1 protein-coding gene is annotated in these 345 nt (G+C 61.7%); it reads right to left on the reverse strand.

Annotated features, from left to right (window positions below):
- Positions 1 to 345, reverse strand: a 345-nt coding sequence (locus Q8X48_RS29895; protein WP_407802676.1) for an immunoglobulin-like domain-containing protein, incomplete at both ends; no start/stop codon positions are given.

Below are 345 nucleotides of genomic sequence, written 5' to 3' on the forward strand. Positions count from 1 at the left end.
CGATGGTGATGACCTTGCCGCTGTCCAACGTCACGGTCACTGGACCGTTTTGCGCGGTGACCGGTTTGCCCTGAGCATCGGTCAGGGTGGCGGTGTAGGTGATGGTGCCGTTCTCGTCCACGCTCGGGGTCGCGGTCAGGGTCACGGTGGTGGTGTCGTTGACGTCGTTGACCGTGGTAGTCACTGGCGTTGTGTTTGGCGACACCAATTCCAGGTTGCCGCCCACTGCGTCCTTGATGGATTCAGTGACGATGGTCGGACCGGTGTAAACGTCGTTGCCGACGCTGACCGGCAGGCTACCGGAGCTCTGACCTTCGGCGATGGTGATGACCTTGCCGCTGTCCA

This window comes from Pseudomonas sp. QLc11A (assembly GCF_052112305.1).
GTDB lineage: Bacteria > Pseudomonadota > Gammaproteobacteria > Pseudomonadales > Pseudomonadaceae > Aquipseudomonas > Aquipseudomonas laurylsulfatiphila.